15 protein-coding genes and 1 riboswitch are annotated in these 16,710 nt (G+C 67.0%); of the genes, 7 read left to right on the top strand and 8 right to left on the bottom strand.

Annotated elements, in window-relative coordinates; translation table 11 throughout:
- Positions 1 to 96: 96 nt before the first annotated feature.
- The 3 genes from G9Q80_RS28525 to G9Q80_RS27015 all read right to left on the bottom strand — a co-directional run bounded on the left by G9Q80_RS28525 (position 97) and on the right by G9Q80_RS27015 (position 4,505).
- Positions 97 to 1,404: a PhnD/SsuA/transferrin family substrate-binding protein gene (locus G9Q80_RS28525; RefSeq protein WP_088715922.1), complete on the bottom strand. Its 1,308-nt coding sequence runs from the start codon at positions 1,402 to 1,404 to the stop codon at positions 97 to 99.
- Positions 1,401 to 2,834: an MORN repeat-containing protein gene (locus tag G9Q80_RS27020; RefSeq protein WP_043143008.1), complete on the bottom strand. Its 1,434-nt coding sequence runs from the start codon at positions 2,832 to 2,834 to the stop codon at positions 1,401 to 1,403. The genes G9Q80_RS28525 and G9Q80_RS27020 overlap by 4 nt, the downstream gene beginning before the upstream one ends.
- A 147-nt stretch (positions 2,835 to 2,981) precedes the next feature.
- Positions 2,982 to 4,505: an MORN repeat-containing protein gene (locus G9Q80_RS27015; protein WP_088715921.1), complete on the bottom strand. Its 1,524-nt coding sequence runs from the start codon at positions 4,503 to 4,505 to the stop codon at positions 2,982 to 2,984.
- Between the two features lie 142 nt (positions 4,506 to 4,647).
- Between G9Q80_RS27015 and G9Q80_RS27010 the strand changes: the two genes are divergently transcribed.
- Positions 4,648 to 6,306, top strand: a complete 1,659-nt coding sequence (locus tag G9Q80_RS27010; RefSeq protein WP_088715920.1) for an NAD+ synthase — start codon at positions 4,648 to 4,650, stop codon at positions 6,304 to 6,306.
- A 6-nt stretch (positions 6,307 to 6,312) separates the two neighbouring features.
- On the opposite strand, the gene G9Q80_RS27005 is transcribed toward G9Q80_RS27010, so the two are convergent.
- The 3 genes from G9Q80_RS27005 to G9Q80_RS26995 are packed head-to-tail and all read right to left on the bottom strand — an operon-like array spanning position 6,313 to position 8,167.
- Positions 6,313 to 6,696 carry a metallopeptidase family protein gene (locus G9Q80_RS27005; RefSeq protein WP_088715919.1) on the bottom strand — a complete coding sequence of 128 codons (384 nt, stop codon included), beginning with the start codon at positions 6,694 to 6,696 and terminating at the stop codon, positions 6,313 to 6,315.
- Entirely contained in the window at positions 6,693 to 7,226 is a 534-nt protein-coding gene (gene thpR, locus G9Q80_RS27000; protein WP_083342279.1) for an RNA 2',3'-cyclic phosphodiesterase, read from the bottom strand. Before thpR ends, G9Q80_RS27005 begins: the two co-directional genes overlap by 4 nt.
- Positions 7,226 to 8,167, bottom strand: coding sequence for a 1-phosphofructokinase family hexose kinase (locus G9Q80_RS26995; RefSeq protein WP_088715918.1), 942 nt, complete (start codon positions 8,165 to 8,167; stop codon positions 7,226 to 7,228). The genes thpR and G9Q80_RS26995 overlap by 1 nt, the downstream gene beginning before the upstream one ends.
- A 159-nt stretch (positions 8,168 to 8,326) precedes the next feature.
- Between G9Q80_RS26995 and gltX the strand changes: the two genes are divergently transcribed.
- Positions 8,327 to 9,661 carry a glutamate--tRNA ligase gene (gltX, locus tag G9Q80_RS26990; protein ID WP_088715917.1) on the top strand — a complete coding sequence of 445 codons (1,335 nt, stop codon included), beginning with the start codon at positions 8,327 to 8,329 and terminating at the stop codon, positions 9,659 to 9,661.
- Between the two features lie 109 nt (positions 9,662 to 9,770).
- On the opposite strand, the gene G9Q80_RS26985 is transcribed toward gltX, so the two are convergent.
- Positions 9,771 to 10,337 carry a gamma-glutamylcyclotransferase gene (locus tag G9Q80_RS26985; RefSeq protein WP_088670059.1) on the bottom strand — a complete coding sequence of 189 codons (567 nt, stop codon included), beginning with the start codon at positions 10,335 to 10,337 and terminating at the stop codon, positions 9,771 to 9,773.
- Positions 10,338 to 10,430: 93 nt separating this feature from the next.
- On the opposite strand from G9Q80_RS26985, the gene G9Q80_RS26980 reads away from it, so the two are divergent.
- The 5 genes from G9Q80_RS26980 to gcvP all read left to right on the top strand — a co-directional run bounded on the left by G9Q80_RS26980 (position 10,431) and on the right by gcvP (position 16,005).
- Complete coding sequence (locus tag G9Q80_RS26980) at positions 10,431 to 10,907, top strand: RrF2 family transcriptional regulator (RefSeq protein ID WP_052244537.1); 477 nt, start codon at positions 10,431 to 10,433, stop codon at positions 10,905 to 10,907.
- Positions 10,908 to 11,010: 103 nt separating this feature from the next.
- A riboswitch (glycine riboswitch) is annotated at positions 11,011 to 11,091 on the top strand.
- 68 nt (positions 11,092 to 11,159) lie between these two features.
- Positions 11,160 to 12,290, top strand: coding sequence for a glycine cleavage system aminomethyltransferase GcvT (gene gcvT, locus G9Q80_RS26975; protein ID WP_088715916.1), 1,131 nt, complete (start codon positions 11,160 to 11,162; stop codon positions 12,288 to 12,290).
- 15 nt (positions 12,291 to 12,305) lie between these two features.
- Positions 12,306 to 12,665, top strand: coding sequence for a glycine cleavage system protein GcvH (gcvH, locus tag G9Q80_RS26970; protein ID WP_043143024.1), 360 nt, complete (start codon positions 12,306 to 12,308; stop codon positions 12,663 to 12,665).
- A gap of 144 nt (positions 12,666 to 12,809) precedes the next feature.
- Positions 12,810 to 13,142 (top strand): hypothetical protein, encoded by a 333-nt coding sequence (locus G9Q80_RS26965; protein ID WP_133066168.1) that lies wholly within the window; start codon positions 12,810 to 12,812, stop codon positions 13,140 to 13,142.
- 16 nt (positions 13,143 to 13,158) lie between these two features.
- Positions 13,159 to 16,005, top strand: a complete 2,847-nt coding sequence (gene gcvP, locus G9Q80_RS26960; RefSeq protein ID WP_088715915.1) for an aminomethyl-transferring glycine dehydrogenase — start codon at positions 13,159 to 13,161, stop codon at positions 16,003 to 16,005.
- 67 nt (positions 16,006 to 16,072) lie between these two features.
- Here gcvP and G9Q80_RS26955 read toward each other — a convergent pair whose 3' ends face one another.
- The gene (locus G9Q80_RS26955) at positions 16,073 to 16,681 is read right to left on the bottom strand and encodes a glutathione S-transferase family protein (protein ID WP_088715914.1); all 609 of its coding nucleotides are present in this window, start codon (positions 16,679 to 16,681) and stop codon (positions 16,073 to 16,075) included.
- Positions 16,682 to 16,710: the final 29 nt, after the last annotated feature.

Below are 16,710 nucleotides of genomic sequence, written 5' to 3'. Positions count from 1 at the left end.
GGTGCGCCCCGGTCTGGTCAGAGTGACGCAGGGCGACCGCATCCTGACACCCGGCGGATTCCCGTGTTTCCTGCGGGTTTCGACCCCGGGAAAACCCTAGGTTTCGGTTTCAGGGGGTGAAATATGCCGTCCGGCGCGGGCAATCAGCTGGGCCGAGCTGCGGACCTCGAACTTGCGCAGCAGGTTGGCGCGGTGGAACTCGACGGTCTTGGGGCTGATGCCCAGCGCGGCGGCGATCTCCTTGGTGGACTGGCCCTGCCCGATCTGGGTCAGGACCTGCTGTTCGCGCCGGGTCAGGGGCACGTCCCCTGTCGGCACGGGTGCGGCCGCGGGGGCGGGGCGCAGGAGGCGCAGGGCGATGATGGCCAGCGCCCCGGCCAGGGTCAGCGCGGCGAGGGCAAGCGCGACGGTGCCCAGAGGACTGCGGGCGGGTGGCTCTGCCCCGGGTGCGCGGGCGGCAAAGGCGGCCACCAATGCGCGGGCCTCGCCATAGCTGACCGGCGCACCCCACTGATCGGCAAGGTCGCTGTCGCCGGTCCGCAAGAGCGCCAGCGCCACCGCGTCGCGCAGGTCCGGATCGGTGCCGGAGAGGGCGAGGAAGGGCCATTCCGGATAAAGCCGGGTGCTGATCGCCTCGGGGTGGGTATAGGTGACATTGGCATTGAGCGCGCGCAGCACCCCGTCGGGCACGCGGCCTTCGTCGATCAGATGTTCCAGCAAGCCGCTGCGGACGACGCCCGCGTCCAGCCGACCGTCGAGGACGGCCGTGGCGATGTCGTCCTGCGGAAATCCCAGGAAGACCAGTTCTGCGGGGTCCTCGAACAGGTCGACGCCTTGCGCGCGGGCCTCGAACCAGGCGATCTGGAAACCGCCGAAGGCCTGCTGGGCCACGGCGCCCAGCCGGGTGCCGCGCAGGTCGCCAAGGGTGGCCAGCCCGCTGTCGGCCCGGACCAGCACCGTCGAGCCGAACTGGCGGATATGGCTGCCATCGGGCAAGGCCCGTTTGCGCGTGGCCAGCACGCTCATCGGGTAGAGATCGGCAAGCTGGATATAGTGGCCGGGGTTGGTCACCAGGAAGTCGAGCCCACCGGCGTTGATCAGGGGCCCGGCCGAGGTCAGCGTGACAGGCACAAAGCGCACGACATGGCCGGGAAGCTGCCCGGCGAGATAGCGTTCCAGCGTGGTCCACTGGGTTTCGCCCGCGTCCCAGCCGCGATGGGCCAGGATGCCGATGCGCAGGATGGGCGTGTCAGGCCCGTCCTGTGCCTGGCCAGAGGTGGCGACCCCGCAGACCAGCCAGAACGCAATGAGAAGCTGACGAAGCGACCCAGCCCAACCGCCAAGAGAGGCCGGCCGCCGGATGCGGGTCAGGACGGGAAAGCGGCGCGGGCGCCGGGCGATCAATTGTCCGCCGGCTGCTCCGCCGGGTCAGGTGCGGGCGCGGGTGTGGATTTCAGCGCGCCGCCAATCCATTCGCCACTGGCCTCTTCGCCGCTGGCGTATTTCATCGTGCCCTGGCCCTGGCGCTTGCCGTCCTTGAACTGGCCTTCGTAGATGTCGCCATTGGCATAGACCGCCACGCCTTTGCCGTTGATCTCTCCGCGGACCCAGTCACCCTCGTAGCGAAAGCCCGAGGCCATGACGATGGTGCCCTTGCCGTGGCGCTGGCCCTCGCGGAACTGGCCTTCGTAGACGGTGCCGTCGGGATAGGTGGCCTTGCCCTCTCCGTGGCGCTGACCGTCCTTCCAGTTGCCCTCGTAGCGGTAGCCGTCGGGGTAGGTCATCACGCCGAAGCCGTCGTTGCGGGCGTTGTCAAAGCTGCCCTCGTAGACGAGGCCGTTGGGATAGACCGCGCGGCCCTTGCCCTGGATCACGCCATCGACCCAGTCGCCCTCGTAGGTGGCGCCGTCGGGATAGGTGATCTTGCCCTTGCCGTTGGCGAGGTCGCCCTTGAACTGACCTTCGTAGACAGAGCCGTCGGGGTAGGTGACCTTGCCCTTGCCCTCGATCTGGCCGGTGATCCAGTTGCCTTCGTAGCGATAGCCGTCCTTGCCGATGAAGGTGCCGATGCCGTGGCGCTGGTCGTTGTTGAAGGCGCCCTGGTAGATGTCGCCGTTGTCGTAGATGACCTTGCCGTTGCCCTCGCGGCGGCCATCGACAAGCTGGCCCTCGTAGACGTCGCCATTGGGCTGGATCAGCTTGCCTTCGCCGTCGATCTGGCCTTCGCGCCAGGTGCCTTCGTAGATCAGCCCGTCGGGCATGGTCAGCTTGCCGAAGCCGTCGCGTTCGCCATCGGCGACGCGGCCTTCGTAGACCGACTTGTCGGGATAGGTGATCTTGGCGGTGCCTTCCTTGACGCCGTTCACCCACTGGCCGTCATAGATATAGCCGTTGGGCGCGGTCATGACGCCCTTGCCGTGGTGCAGGGCGTTGCGGAAGGACCCCTCGTAGCGGACGCCGTTGGCGTAGATGGCGACGCCGGTGCCGGTGATCTTGCCGTCCAGCCACTGGCCCTCGTAGGTGCCGCCGTCGGCAAAGACGATCTTGCCCTTGCCCTCGGGTTTGCCCTTGGCGAACTGGCCTTCGTAGACCGAGCCGTTGGGGAAGCGGGCCACGCCCTCGCCCTTGATTTCGCCCTGAACCCACTCGCCGGTGTATTCATAGCCGTTGGGCAGGCGGTAGGTGCCGGTACCGTGCTGCAATCCGTCCTGGAAGGTCCCTTCGTAGACGCCGCCGTCGTCGTACTGTTTTGTCACCACCTCTTCGTCCTGGGCCAGCGCCGCGCCGGCCAGGGCAAAGGGGATGACAAGAAGGAAACTGCCTGCGGATTTCATGCGTTTGCCCGTTTTTTGTCCCTGGGTGTCCGTACCCTGCGGAAACTAAAGGAGGCCGGGGCCGGGGGCAATGCATTTTGCCCCGACGGGCGCGGGCCCGCCGGGGGCCGTGGCCGCCGGATCAGGGTGCCTTGCGCGGGTATTGGGTCAGGGCCTGGCGTCCAGCGACAGGCTGCTGCCTTCCTCGGGTGCGATCCGTTTCGTGGGCAGGGCGCCGGCGATGCCGCCCACGGTCACGTTGCGCCCCTCTGGCAGGTCCGGTTCCGGCGGCAGGCCGGCGGCGTTGCCGTCCAGCGTGCCGTTGCGCCAGATCCCTTCGCGCACCGTGCCGTCGGTATAGAGCAGGCGGCCCTGTCCGTGGCGCTTGCCGTTGAGGAACTGGCCGGAATAGGCGTCGCCGCTGGTGTAGGTGGCGATGCCCTGGCCGGTGATCTCTCCGTTTTCCCAGGCGCCCTGGTACTGGAAGCCGTCGGACATGACGATCCGCCCGTGTCCGTGGCGTTTTCCCGAGACATAAGCGCCTTCGTAGATCGTGCCGTCCGGGTAGGTGGCCTTGCCGCGCCCGTGGCGCTGCCCGTCCTTCCACTGGCCCTCGTAGCGATAGCCGTCCAGGTAGGTCATGACCCCGTAGCCGTGGCTGCGCGCATCGGCAAAGCTGCCCTCGTAGATCTGTCCGTCGGCATAGACGGCCTTGCCCTCTCCGTGGATCACCCCGTCGCGCCACTGGCCCTCGTAGGTGGCGCCGTCGGTATAGGTGACCTTGCCGATGCCATTGGCCAGGTCGCCGCGGAACCGGCCCTCGTAGACGGCGCCATCGGGATAGGTGACGCGGCCCTTGCCCTCGATGCTGCCGTCCTTCCACTGACCGTCGTAGCGATAGCCGTCGGTCCCCGTGAACGTGCCCTGGCCGTTGCGCTTGTCGTTCTGAAATTCGCCGATGTAGATGTCGCCGTTGGCGTAGTTCACCGTGCCTCGGCCCTGGCGTTTGCCGTCTACCAGCGCGCCGGTGTAGGTGTCGCCGTTCGGCTGCACCAGCTTGCCCTGGCCGTTGATCTGGCCCTTGGCCCAGCCGCCTTCGTAGACCAGCCCGTCGGGCATGGTGATCTTTCCGTAGCCGTCGCGCTCTCCGTTCCTGATCTGGCCTTCGTAGACGGCGGTGTCGGGATAGGTGATCCGCGCCTGGCCGTGCTTGGCGCCGTTTTGCCACTGGCCGTCATAGACATAGCCGTTTTCGCCGCGCATGACGCCGCGCCCGTGGTGCTGGGCGTCGAGGAAGTTGCCCTCGTAGGTGACGCCATTGGCATAGCGTGCCTTGCCCTGGCCGGTGATCTTGCCGTTCAGCCAGGCGCCCTCGTAGTGGCCGCCGTCGGGATAGTCGATGCGGCCGGTGCCGTCCGGGCGGCCGCGCTTGAACTCTCCGACGTAGATCGCGCCGTTGGGAAACCGGGCGCGGCCCTTGCCCTGGATCTCTCCCATGACCCAGTTGCCGCTGTATTCATAACCGCTGGGCATCCGGTAGGTGCCCTGTCCGTGCTGGACCCCGTCCACCAGCTGTCCGCTGTAGGTGCTGCCGTCGCTATAGGTCCGGGTCTGGATGTCCTGCGCCGCCGTGAGCTGGGGGAGGGACAGTAGCGCAAGCGCGAGGATCGTCGACGGGCGGGGCAGGGTCATGCGGTTTTGGGCCTCTTGGCGATGGTTTTTCGTTCGGAAACCTAGGTCAGCCGGGCGGGCAGGGCAACGGTGGGGACCGGGTGACTTCCCCTCAGGCGTGGGTCTGCTATGTGGGCGGGAGGACTTGGGAAAGGGCGGCGCGATGAGCGATCGGTTTCGCGTGACACTGGCACAACTGAACCCCGTGGTGGGGGATCTGGCGGGCAACGCGGCAAAGGCAAAGGCGGCCTGGGACGAGGGCCGCGCGCAGGGCGCCGACCTGGTGGCCCTGCCAGAAATGTTCATTGCCGGGTACAACGCGCAGGACCTGGTGATGAAAAAGGCCTTTCACATCGCGGCGATGCAGGCGGTCGACAAGCTGGCCGCCGAGTGCGCCGACGGTCCCGCGCTGGCCATCGGTGGCCCCTACGTCGAGGGGACAGAGCTGTTCAACGCCTATTTCATCTGCAACGGCGGCAAGGTCGTCACGCGGGTGCTGAAGCACGAATTGCCCAACGAAAAGGTGTTCGACGAGGTCCGCATCTACGACAGCGGTCCCATTGGCGGGCCTTATGCTGTAGGCAACACGCGCATCGGCTCGCCCATCTGCGAGGATGCCTGGCACCCCGACGTGGCCGAGACGCTGGCCGAAACCGGGGCCGAGTTCCTGCTGGTGCCCAATGGCTCGCCCTACTACCGCAACAAGTACGAGACCCGGCTGAACCACATGGTTGCGCGGGTGGTCGAGACGGGGCTGCCGCTGATCTATCTCAACATGGTGGGCGGGCAGGATGACCAGGTGTTCGACGGCGGGTCCTTCGTGTTGAACCCGCATGGCGGGATCGCGGTGCAACTGCCGGTCTTCGAGGAATGCGTGGTGCCGGTGGACATGGTGCGCGGCCCCGATGGCTGGCATTGCGAGGACGGCCCCTTCGAGGTGCATCCCGACGACTGGGAGCAGGATTACCGCGTCATGGTCGAGGCGGTGCGCGACTACCTGCGCAAGGCCGGGTTCGCCAAGGTGCTGCTGGGCCTGTCTGGGGGCGTGGATTCGGCGCTGGTGGCGGCGATTGCGGTGGATGCGCTGGGCGCGGACAACGTGCGCTGCGTGATGCTGCCGTCGGAATATACCTCGTCGCATTCGCTGGAGGATGCCGAAGCCTGCGCCAAGGCGCTGGGCTGTCGCTATGATTACGTGCCGATCAAGGGACCGCGCGACGCGGTGACAGAGGCGCTGGCGCCGCTTTTTGCGGGGCTGGAACCGGACCTGACAGAGGAAAACATCCAGTCGCGGCTGCGCGGGCTGCTGTTGATGGCCTTGTCGAACAAGTTTGGCGAGATGCTGCTGACCACCGGCAACAAGTCCGAGGTCGCGGTGGGCTATGCCACGATCTACGGCGACATGGCCGGCGGCTATAACCCGATCAAGGATCTCTACAAGACGCGGGTATTCGAGACCTGCCGCTGGCGCAACGCCAACCATCGCCCCTGGATGAAGGGCCCCGAGGGCGAGGTGATCCCCGAGCGGATCATCACCAAGCCGCCGAGTGCCGAGCTGCGCGAGGACCAGAAAGACAGCGACTCGCTGCCCGATTACCCGGTGCTGGACGCGATCCTGCAGATCCTGGTGGATGACGACGGGTCCATCGCCGATTGCGTGGCGGCGGGCTATTCCCGCGAGGACGCCAAGAAGGTGGAGCACCTGCTGTACATCAGCGAGTACAAGCGGTTCCAGTCAGCTCCCGGTGCGCGCCTGACGAAACGGGCGTTCTGGCTGGACCGGCGTTATCCCATCGTCAACCGCTGGCGCGATCCGAACTGAGGGTGCCTATTCCCACCACCGGTCTATAGCGGCGATGTCACCGTCGGACCAGCCGAAGTGATGGGCAAATTCATGCACGGTGACATGGGCGATCAGGTCGTCCAGCTCGACATTGCCACGCGCGCGCCATTCGTCGAGGATCGGTTCCCGGAACAGCCAGACCGTGTCGGGAAAGGGCGCCGGGTCGGCAAAGCTTTTCTCCGTCATGGGGATGCCGTCATAAAGCCCGGTCAGGTCGCGGGGATCGTCAATCTGCATCTCGTCGAGGATGTCCCGGGGCGGCCAGTCGACCACCTGAAGGATCACCGCTCGGGCGCTGCCCAGGAAGGGTTCGGGGAACGTCTCGATGGTGCGTTCGGCCACCGCGTAGAAATGCTGGGTATCGCTCATCGGGGCGGGCTCAGCGGGTAGCGGGCCAGTTCCTCGTGCAGGGCGCCGTCCTGGTGCAGGGTCGAGGCAAAGAGGCTGAAGCTGTTGCAGGCAAAGGGGCCGATGCTGGCGCTGGCCAGCACGGCCAGGAGCGGCGAGGCATCGGCCTGACCCCTGAGCCGGGCCAGCGTGACATGCGGACGGAACCGGCGCCGTTCGGGGGCGACGCCGACGCTGCGCAGCCGGGCCAGCACGCGGTCGCGCAATTCGTTCAGGGGCGCGTTGCCATCGGCCTCGAGCGCGACGGCCTGCCCGTGGCGCCCGCCGAAGATCGACGCCCCGGTGAGGGTCAGGTCCAGCGCGGGCGCCCGCAGGGTCTGCAGCGCGTCATGCACCGCCTCTGTCGTCTCTTCGTCCTGTTCGCCCAGAAAGGCGAGCGTCAGGTGCAGGTTTTCGTAGGGCGTGGGGCGACCGATGGGAAACCGCGATTGCAGGTCGTCCAGCGCGTCGCGGGCCTCTTCGGGCAGCGAAAGGGCGATGAAGAGCCGCATCAGAGCGCGGTCAGGTCTGTGCGGGGCAGGGCGTCGGCGAAATCCCCGGGCAGGCACAGCTGGGTGCCGGGGGATATGACCGCCGCCGCCGCCGCTGCCGCGCCGTGGCGCAGGGCCTCCGGGTGGTCCAGCCCTTCGGCCAGCGCCTTGACGAAACCGCCGACGAAACTGTCGCCGGCGCCGATGGCGCTGACGACGGTTTCGTTCGCGGCCGTGACATGCCAGCGGCCCTTGTCCGTGGCCATGACCGATCCGTCCTTGCCGCGGGCGATGATGACGATTTCGGCGGCGCCGCGGGCCCGCAGGGCCTCGGCAAAGGCGGCGCTGTCGGCGCGGGTTTCCAGCCCGAGGCCCGAGAGGTCGCGCGCCTCGGCGCTGTCCATGCGCAGGACAAAGGGCGCGGGGCCGGGGGCCGTGGCCTGGTGGTGCAGATGCGCGCCCGAGGTGTCGACGACCACGCGGCGCCGGGAGAGGCGGTCACAGGCGCGGGTGATCCAGCCCGGTGCGCAACCCGGCGGCATGCTGCCCGAGAGCACGATATAGTCCCCCTCGCCGGCCTCGGCTGCGAGCCTGTCGAGAACGGCGTCAAGCTGGGTCTCGGTCCATTCCGGGCCGGAGAGGACGAAACGGTACTGGGCCCCGGTCGACTCGTCCGTGACGGAAAAGCTGTGCCGGGTCTGGCCCGGCGCCTCGTGCCGGATCAGGTCCAGCCCACGTTCCTGCAAGAGCCGTTCCAGCGCGTCGCCGTTGGCGCCGCCCAGAGCCACCAGCGCGCGGGCCTGGCCGCCCAGCTGGACCACGGCGCGGGCCACGTTGACCCCGCCGCCGCCCGGTTCCGCCGTTTCCGGACCGCAGCGCAGCTTCGGCCCCGGCGAGACGCTGGGACAGGAGGTAGCGAGGTCGAGCGCCGGGTTCAGCGTGACGGTGAGGATCTCTGTCATGGGCGCGGTTCCTTTGGGGCGATCGGGGCCACGGGCCCCTTGCCTAGCATCGGGGCGGGACGCGGGCCAGCATCACCGCGCGTCGCGCCGTGACATGCGCGGGAACTGGACAAATCCCGCGCCTTGTGAAAACACGCCGCCCTGACAGGAGGCCACGTCATGACCGTCACCCGCTTTGCGCCCTCGCCTACCGGCTATATCCATGTCGGGAACCTGCGCACCGCGCTGTTCAACTACCTGATCGCCCGCAAGAGCGGCGGTGAGTTCGTGCTGCGCATCGACGACACCGACCCGGAGCGGTCGAAAGAGGAATATGTCGACGCCATCAAGCAGGACCTGGAATGGCTGGGCCTGACCTGGGACCGCATCGAACGGCAGTCGCAGCGGCTGGACCGTTACGAGGCCGCGGCGGAGAAGCTGCGCGGCATGGGCCGGTTCTACGAGGCTTTCGAGACACCGACCGAGCTGGACCTCAAGCGCAAGAAACAGCTGAACATGGGCAAACCGCCGGTCTACGACCGTGCGGCGCTGGACCTGTCGGACGCGGACAAGGCCGCACTGCGGGCCGAGCGCGGCGATGGTGTCTGGCGGTTCAAGCTGGATCACGAACGCATCGCTTGGGAAGACGGGATCCTGGGCGAGGTCTCGATCGACGCGGCAAGCGTGTCGGACCCGGTGCTGATCCGTGCCGACGGGCAGTTCCTCTATACGCTGGCTTCGGTCGTCGATGACATGGAAATGGGCATCACCCACGTGGTGCGCGGCAATGACCACGTCACCAATACCGCGACGCAGATCCAGATGATCCGCGCGCTGGGCGGCGAGCCGCCGGCCTTTGCACATCACTCGCTGTTGACCGGGCCGCAGGGGGAATCGCTGTCGAAACGGCTGGGCACGCTGGCCCTGCGCGACCTGCGCGAGAACGGCGTGGAACCCGAGGCGCTGCTGAGCCTGATGGCGCGGCTGGGCTCGTCGCAGCCGGTCGAGCTGCGCCTGTCGCTGAACGAGATCGCCGAGGGGTTCGAGCTGGAGCAGTTCGGTTCGGCCCCCACCAAGTTCGACGTCGAGGACCTGTATCCGCTGACCGCGAAAAAGCTGCACGGGCTGGAGCTGGAGGCTGTGGCCGACGAGGTGCGTGCGCTGGGCGTGCCCGACGACAAGGCCGCGGCTTTCTGGAAGGTGGTGCGCGAGAACATCACCACCCGCAAGGAGATGGCGGGCTGGTGGGCGCTGTTCCGTGACGGGGCAGAGCCGCTGGTGGATGAGGAAGACCAGGACTTTGTGACCGAGGCCTTGTCCATGCTGGGCGAGCCGCCCTATGACGCGGAGACCTGGGGCACCTGGACCACGGCGGTCAAGGAAGCCACGGGGCGCAAGGGCAAGAAGCTGTTCATGCCGCTGCGCAAGGCGGTGACCGGGCTGCAGCGCGGGCCGGAAATGGCCGAGGTGATGCCGCTGATGCAGGTCAAGCCAGGCGGCAAGGCCGGGGCGTAAACCCCGCCTGGGCCTGTTTGCGCGGTCGGAGGGGGCGCTGCCCCCGCGCCTTCGGCGCCCCCCGAGGTATTTTTCAAACCAAAGAAGCCAGGCGGTTTTCGCCTGAGGCTCAGGCGGCGGCGATGATCCGGCTGCCCAGGGCGGCCAGGCCGGCGTCGGTCAGGGTGCGGATCTCGTCCGTCAGGGGCCGGGCGCGGGCATAGCGGGGCGCGGCGCGGTCATCGAGGATCGGCGCCTGCCAGCCCAGGGTGGAGTCGAAGAACTGCGCCGGGCCGCCGGGGCCGTATTCCGCCAGGTAGCCCGCCACCACCACATCGAGATAACTGAGCAGGATCGGGTTGTCCGGACCCGGATCGCTGTGGCGGCCGGGGTCGATCGCATAGACGACGACGGCGCGCGCGTCGCTGTCATGGGTCAGGCTTTGGGTGGCGTCATGGCGGTCATAGGCGCCTTCGCGGCGGTCGAGCTCTGCCCAGCTGTCGCCGGGGACCGGGGCGATCAGCCCGTCGATATGGGCGTCCGGATCGCGGACGGCGGTCAGATAACAGAGCGCCCGTTCGGGCACTGCGCGCCAGGCCCGGCGCCAGCCGTGCAGGCGGGCGCGGTGTGCGGGGGTGTGTTCATGGGTCGTGCGGTTCACCAGCGACCCGTAGCCAAAGAAATATACATGCTCCATGTGCGAAATATTCGCCGGTTTTGACGCATGTCAAACCCCGAAGGCCCGCCGCGTGCGAGATAGGTGTCTGATCAATGTATTTTGGAGATCCGCATGCGGGTAACGAAAAGAACCAATATCGCGATGCGCGTGCTGATGTTTTGCGCCGCGAACCCGGGGCGGCTTGTTACCAAGCACGAGATCGCCCAACGCTGCAATGCCTCGGAAAACCACCTGGCGCAGGTCATCAACCAGCTGGCCCAGATGGGGTTCCTGCACACCCAGCGGGGGCGCAACGGCGGGCTGGAACTGGGCCGGCCGGCCGAGGATATCGTCATCGGCGACATTTTCCGGGCGCTGGAACAGCCGGTGCCGCTGGCCGAATGTTTCGCCGACGTGGACAACACCTGTCCGCTGACCGATGCCTGCCGGCTGCGCAGCGCGCTGACCCGGGCCGCCAATGCCTTTTACGAGACGCTGGACCCGATCACGCTCGATTCGCTGGTCTGTGACAACGCCGCGCTGATGAACATCATCTCTGGCGATGGATGCCGCGCGGGGCGGCTTGTCAACGCCGGGACGATGGACTAGCGTCTGCGCATCTTCGACGGGAGAACCGGGGAGGGCCTTGGCCCGGAGCCGGTGCCGAAGGCGCAACCGCCCCGGAAACGCTCAGGCCGCATGGACCGCGAAGAGGCAAGACTCTGGAGAGAGGCGCCGGATGCGCGTCCGCCGAAGGGATAACGATCTCAGGCCGAAGGACAGAGGGGGCAGTGGGGCTGCGGAATTGGTCCGTGGCGGAACTGCCCGGACGCGCTGTGCGTCATGGGCAAAGGGGAGCGCATGACGGACGAGCCGACCGAGCTGAAGACAACCGTTCTGAACGAGCTGCACCACGCGCGCGGCGCGAAAATGGTGGGATTCGCCGGCTACGAGATGCCGGTACAGTACAAGCTGGGCGTGCTGAAAGAGCACCTGCACACCCGGGGCCGGGCCGGGCTGTTCGACGTCAGCCACATGGGCCAGGTGATCCTGCGCGGGCCGAAGGTGGCAGAGGCGCTGGAACGGCTGGTGCCGGTGGACGTGGCGGGGCTGGCCGAGGGGCGGCAGCGCTATGGTTTCTTTACCAATGACGCGGGCGGGATCGAGGACGACCTGATGATCGCCAACCGGGGCGATCACCTGTTCGTGGTGGTCAACGCGGCCTGCAAGGAGGCCGACGTGGCCCGGATGCGCGCGGCGCTGGAACCCGATGGCATCACCGTGAAACTGCTGGAAAACCGTGCGCTTGTGGCGCTGCAGGGGCCCGAGGCCGAGGATGTTCTGGCCGAGCATTGCCCCGCGGTGCGCGACATGCGTTTCATGGACGTCGAGACGTTGCCCATCGCGGGCGCGGAATGCTGGGTCTCGCGGTCGGGTTATACCGGCGAGGACGGCTTCGAGATCTCGGTGCCCAATGTGGCAGCCGTGGATCTGGTGAAATCGCTGCTGGCGGATGCCCGGGTGGAACCCATCGGGCTGGGCGCGCGGGACAGCCTGCGGCTGGAAGCGGGCCTGTGCCTCTACGGGCAGGACCTGGACCCGGAAACCTCGCCGGTCGAGGCGGGGCTGACCTGGGCGATCCAGAAGGTCCGGCGCGCCGGTGGCGCGCGCGCGGGCGGCTATCCGGGCGCGGAGCGGGTGCAGCGCGAGATGGCCGAAGGCGCGGCGCGCAAGCGCGTGGGCCTGCGCCCCGAGGGCCGGGCGCTGATGCGCGCGGGCGTGGTGCTCTACGATGCCGAGGAGGGCGGGGCCGAGGTCGGCGCCGTGACCTCGGGCGGCTTCGGCCCCTCGGTCGAGGGGCCGGTGGCCATGGGACATGTGTCGGCGGCAAGCGCATCAGAGGGCACACCCCTCTGGGGCGAGCTGCGCGGCAAGCGGGTTCCGGTGCGGGTGGCAGCGCTGCCTTTCGTGCCGGCTGGGTTCAAACGGTGAAACAGGGAGACTTACATGAAATTCACCGAGGAACATGAATGGCTGCTGGTCGAGGGTGACCTGGTCGTTGTGGGCATCACCAATCACGCGGCGGAACAACTGGGCGACATCGTCTTTGTCGAACTGCCCGAGGAAGGCCGCGAGGTCACCAAGGACGAGGAAGTCGTGGTGATCGAATCGGTCAAGGCCGCCTCTGACATCCTGGCGCCGCTGGACGGCGAGATCGTCGAGGTGAACGAGCCCATCGTCGAGGAACCGGGCAAGATCAACGAGGACCCCGAGGGCGAGGCCTGGTTCTTCAAGATGAAGGTCGAGGACCTGTCGGCGTTGGACGACCTGATGGACGAGAAGGCCTACAAGGACTTCATTTCCTGATCGTGGCGGCGGGGTGATGCCCCGCCCTGCGCCCATTCCGGCGGAGCGGTGATCGGCGGCGGAAAGGGGGCTCTGCCCCCGTCTCCCTGCGGTCGACTCCCCCGGGGTATTTGGACCAAGAAGAAGCCCGGGAGCGGTGCCCCGTTGAGAAAGCTTGTAAAGATAACCGGTGAGCGCGGACGATGGACCGCAGAGGTGGAAGGCAAGCGTCTGGCCGTCATTCACAATACCTGGCGTGTTGGCGAGACCGGATACGCGGACCCGATGGAAGGCATCGATCGGAACGGAAAGCGTTTCATGGAATACGCGGAGGCCCTGCGCGACCATGATCTCGTGGTGATGCAGAGGGATGTGGGCGGGGGTGATCTCGCGCGCGACGGTTATATCGGCGTTTTTTCGTTCGACAGTTTGGATTTGACGGAAGGGGCGCCTGTCCGGCTTCGATTGCTGGATCGTGTCGCGGACCCGAAGCGTTGAGAAGGAAGGCACAGGAATGACCTACGAGCCCATCGACTATCTTCCCTATGATTTCGCCAACCGGCGCCACATCGGCCCGTCGCCCGAGGAAATGGCGAGCATGTTCAACGTGCTGGGCGTTTCGGGGCTGGATCAACTGGTGGACGAAACCGTGCCGAAGGCAATCCGGCAGGAAAAGCCGCTGGATTTCGGCAAGCCGCTGTCCGAGCGGGAGCTGATCTACCGGATGCGCGAGGTGGCGTCGAAGAACAAGGTGCTGACCTCGCTCATCGGGCAGGGCTATCACGGCACGGTCACGCCGCCGGCGATCCAGCGCAACATCCTGGAGAACCCGGCCTGGTACACCGCCTACACGCCCTACCAGCCCGAGATCAGCCAGGGCCGCCTGGAGGCGCTGCTGAACTTCCAGACCATGATCTGCGACCTGACCGGGCTGGAGATCGCCAATGCCTCGCTCCTGGACGAGGCGACCGCCTGCGCCGAGGCGATGACGATGGCGCAGCGGGTGGCGAAATCCAAGGCCACCGCATTTTTCGTCGACGAGAACTGTCACCCGCAGAACATCGCGGTGATGAAGACCCGGGCCGAGCCGCTGGGGATCGAGGTGATCGTGGGTGCGCCCGAGACGCTGGAGGCCGACAAAGTCTTCGGCGCCATCTTCCAGTATCCCGGCACCTACGGCCACCTGCGCGATTTCACCGCCGAGATGGAGGCGCTGCACGGTGCCAACGCGGTGGGCATCGTCAGTGCCGATCCGCTGTCGCTGTGTCTGCTGAAGGAGCCGGGCGCGATGGGGGCGGATATCGCCGTGGGCTCGACCCAGCGCTTTGGCGTGCCGGTAGGCTATGGCGGGCCGCACGCGGCCTACATGGCCTGCAAGGACGCGATGAAACGCGCGATGCCCGGGCGGATTGTCGGTGTTTCCATCGACAGCCACGGCAACCGCGCCTACCGGCTGTCGTTGCAGACCCGCGAACAGCATATCCGGCGCGAAAAGGCCACGTCGAACGTCTGTACCGCGCAGGCGCTGCTGGCGGTCATGGCCGGGTTCTACGCGGTGTTCCACGGGCCCAAGGGGCTGCGCGCCATCGCGCAGCGCATCCACCGCAAGACCGTGCGCCTGGCCAAGGGGTTGGAGGCGGCGGGCTTCAAGGTGGAGCCGTCGGAGTTCTTTGACACGATCACCGTGGACGTGGGCCTGTTGCAGCGTGGTGTCCTGCAGGCCGCCGTGCAGCAGGGGCTGAACCTGCGGCGCGTGGGCAAGACCCGCGTCGGTATCACGCTGGACGAACGCACCCGGCCCTCGACCATCGAGGCGGTCTGGCGCGCCTTCGGGCTGGTGAAGAAGGACGATCCGGCGGAGTCCGGTTATCGCCTGCCCGATGGGTTGATCCGGCAGTCCAGCTACCTGGAACATGACGTGTTCCACATGAACCGGGCCGAGACAGAGATGATGCGCTACATGCGCCGCCTCGCCGACCGTGACCTGGCGCTGGACCGGGCGATGATCCCACTGGGGTCCTGCACGATGAAGCTGAACTCGGCGGCGGAAATGATGCCGGTCAGCTGGCGCGAGTTCTCGATGATCCACCCCTATGCGCCCAAGGACCAGGCGCGGGGCTATGCCGAGCTGATCGAGAATCTGAACGCCAAGCTGTGCCAGATCACCGGCTATGACGCGATTTCCATGCAGCCCAATTCTGGCGCGCAGGGGGAATACGCGGGCCTGCTGACAATCCGGCGCTGGCAGATGGACCGGGGCGAGGGGCAGCGCAACGTCTGCCTAATCCCGGTCAACGCGCATGGCACCAACCCGGCTTCGGCGCAGATGGTCGGCTGGAAGGTGGTGGCGGTGAAATGCGACGCGCAGGGGTCCATCGACGTGGCGGATTTCCGCGCCAAGGCCGAGAAGCATTCCGATGCGCTGGCGGCCTGCATGATCACCTATCCGTCCACGCATGGCGTGTTCGAGGAGACGGTGAAGGAGGTCTGCGCGATCACCCACGAACACGGTGGGCAGGTCTATATCGATGGCGCCAACATGAACGCGATGGTGGGGCTGAGCCGTCCCGGTGACCTGGGCGGGGATGTCAGCCACCTGAACCTGCACAAGACATTCTGCATTCCGCACGGCGGCGGTGGCCCCGGCATGGGGCCGATCGGGGTCAAGGAACACCTGGTGCCGCATCTGCCCGGCAATCCGCAGGAGGCAGAGGGCGGCGCGGTCAGCGCGGCGTCGTTCGGCTCTCCCTCGCTGTTGCCGATCAGCTGGGCCTATTGCCTGATGATGGGTGGCGGCGGGCTGACGCAGGCGACGCGGGTGGCGATCCTGAACGCCAACTACATCGCCAAGCGGCTGGAGGGCGCCTATGACGTGCTCTACCGTGGGTCGAACGGCTGGGTGGCGCATGAATGTATCCTGGACACGCGGCCTTTCGAGAAATCGGCGGGTGTGACGGTCGAGGACATCGCCAAGCGGCTGATGGATGCTGGCTTCCACGCGCCCACGATGAGCTGGCCGGTGGCGGGCACGCTGATGGTGGAGCCGACGGAGTCGGAGACCAAGGCCGAGCTGGACCGGTTCTGCGATGCGATGCTGGCGATCCGCGAGGAAATCCGGGCCATCGAGAACGGCGACATGGACCGCGAGCAGAACCCGCTGAAACTGGCACCGCACACGATGGAGGACCTCGTGCGCGACTGGGACCGTCCCTATAGCCGCGAGCAGGGCTGTTTCCCGCCGGGCGCTTTCCGGGTCGACAAGTACTGGCCGCCGGTGAACCGGGTGGACAACGTCTATGGCGACCGGCACCTGATCTGCACCTGCCCGCCGATGAGCGATTACGCCGAAGCGGCGGAATAGGCTGATCGCGCCACTGCACGAGAAAATGCCCTCGCAGGGAGCTGCGAGGGCATTGTCGTTTGTGGAGTCAGGCCTGCACCTCGGCGCTTTCGCGCTCCGCGATGGCCTTCATCGTCGGACGGTCGGCACAGCGGTCGATCCAGGCCTTGACGGCGGGGTTGTCCGGCGCGGCGTCCGGCAGCCATTGGAAGGGGCTCGACAGCAGCAGGTCCACCGCCGAATAGTCGTCCCCCAGCAGGTAGGGCTGGCCGTCGAGTGCCTCGGCCAGGCGGGTCACGACGGTTTTCATGTCGCGAAAGGTCGCCTGCACGATAGGATGGTCGATCTTTGCCCAGTCGAGGACAAGCAGCGGTTCCATCACGCCCTGGTAGAAGAACAGCCAGCTGAGGAAGGCCCCGCGCTGCGGATGGCCGACGGGACGGCCAAAGCCCGACTCGGGGAACCTGTCGGTCAGGTAGGCGATGATGGCGCCGCGTTCGCGCACAGTGTCGGTGCCGTCGGTCAGGTAGGGCACCTTCTTTTCGGGGTGGGGGTTCTTTGCGTCCGGGGCGCCGCTGCCATCGCCACGGGCGACAGTGACCTCGATGACCTCGATCTGGTCGGCAATCCCCATCTCCTCGATCAGCACCATGATGGAGGTCGAGCGTGAGCGCGGGGCGTGGTAAAGCGTGAGCATGGGTCTCTCCTGTTACTCGGGAATGCCTT

The sequence above is a fragment of the Mameliella sp. LZ-28 genome (genome assembly GCF_012274245.1).
Taxonomy (GTDB): Bacteria; Pseudomonadota; Alphaproteobacteria; order Rhodobacterales; family Rhodobacteraceae; genus Antarctobacter; species Antarctobacter albus.
This window is presented reverse-complemented; position numbering and strand designations above follow the sequence as displayed.

Coding starts and splice junctions, on each gene's coding strand:
- G9Q80_RS27020 (WP_043143008.1), bottom strand. CDS start 2,834: ATGAAATCCGCAGGCAGTTTCCTTCTTGTCATCCCCTTTGCCCTGGCC.
- G9Q80_RS27015 (WP_088715921.1), bottom strand. CDS start 4,505: ATGACCCTGCCCCGCCCGTCGACGATCCTCGCGCTTGCGCTACTGTCC.
- G9Q80_RS27010 (WP_088715920.1), top strand. CDS start 4,648: ATGAGCGATCGGTTTCGCGTGACACTGGCACAACTGAACCCCGTGGTG.
- G9Q80_RS27005 (WP_088715919.1), bottom strand. CDS start 6,696: ATGAGCGATACCCAGCATTTCTACGCGGTGGCCGAACGCACCATCGAG.
- thpR (WP_083342279.1), bottom strand. CDS start 7,226: ATGCGGCTCTTCATCGCCCTTTCGCTGCCCGAAGAGGCCCGCGACGCG.
- G9Q80_RS26995 (WP_088715918.1), bottom strand. CDS start 8,167: ATGACAGAGATCCTCACCGTCACGCTGAACCCGGCGCTCGACCTCGCT.
- gltX (WP_088715917.1), top strand. CDS start 8,327: ATGACCGTCACCCGCTTTGCGCCCTCGCCTACCGGCTATATCCATGTC.
- G9Q80_RS26985 (WP_088670059.1), bottom strand. CDS start 10,337: ATGGAGCATGTATATTTCTTTGGCTACGGGTCGCTGGTGAACCGCACG.
- G9Q80_RS26980 (WP_052244537.1), top strand. CDS start 10,431: ATGCGGGTAACGAAAAGAACCAATATCGCGATGCGCGTGCTGATGTTT.
- gcvT (WP_088715916.1), top strand. CDS start 11,160: ATGACGGACGAGCCGACCGAGCTGAAGACAACCGTTCTGAACGAGCTG.
- gcvH (WP_043143024.1), top strand. CDS start 12,306: ATGAAATTCACCGAGGAACATGAATGGCTGCTGGTCGAGGGTGACCTG.
- gcvP (WP_088715915.1), top strand. CDS start 13,159: ATGACCTACGAGCCCATCGACTATCTTCCCTATGATTTCGCCAACCGG.
- G9Q80_RS26955 (WP_088715914.1), bottom strand. CDS start 16,681: ATGCTCACGCTTTACCACGCCCCGCGCTCACGCTCGACCTCCATCATG.